Annotated in this window: 1 protein-coding gene; it reads left to right on the top strand. The window is 33.7% G+C overall.

Features of this window, described 5'->3' with window-relative positions; translation table 11 throughout:
* The coding region (locus tag K8Z87_RS13855; protein WP_227478169.1) for a DUF5011 domain-containing protein at positions 1–522 on the top strand (522 nt) is incomplete at both ends.

The following is a 522-nucleotide window of genomic DNA, read 5'->3' as shown; positions in this document are numbered from 1 at the left end:
CAGCACCAGTAATAACTTTAAATGGATCATCAATAGTTGATTTAAATGTAGGAGACACTTATACAGAATTAGGTGCAACAGCAACAGATAATATAGATGGTGATTTAACAGGAAACATAAATATTACAGGTACAGTAAATACATCAATAGCAGGAGTGTACATAGTAACTTATAGTGTTAGTGATGTAGCAGGAAACAGTGCATCAGTTGACAGAACAGTTAATGTTAATGCAGATATTACAGCCCCAGTAATAACTTTAAATGGATCTTCGGTAATAGATTTAAATGTAGGAGATACTTATACAGAATTAGGTGCAACGGCAACAGATAATATAGATGGTGATTTAACAGGAAACATAAATATTACAGGTACAGTAGACACATCAATAGCAGGAGTGTACACAGTAACTTATAGTGTTAGTGATGTAGCAGGAAACAGTGCATCAGTTGACAGAACAGTTAATGTTAATGCAGATACGACAGCACCAGTAATAACTTTAAATGGATCATCAATAGTTGATT

The organism is Winogradskyella immobilis, assembly GCF_021887715.1.
GTDB classification, from domain to species: domain Bacteria; phylum Bacteroidota; class Bacteroidia; order Flavobacteriales; family Flavobacteriaceae; genus Winogradskyella; species Winogradskyella immobilis.
The sequence above is the reverse complement of the archived record's forward strand: the minus strand, read 5'-3'. Positions and strand labels throughout refer to the sequence as shown.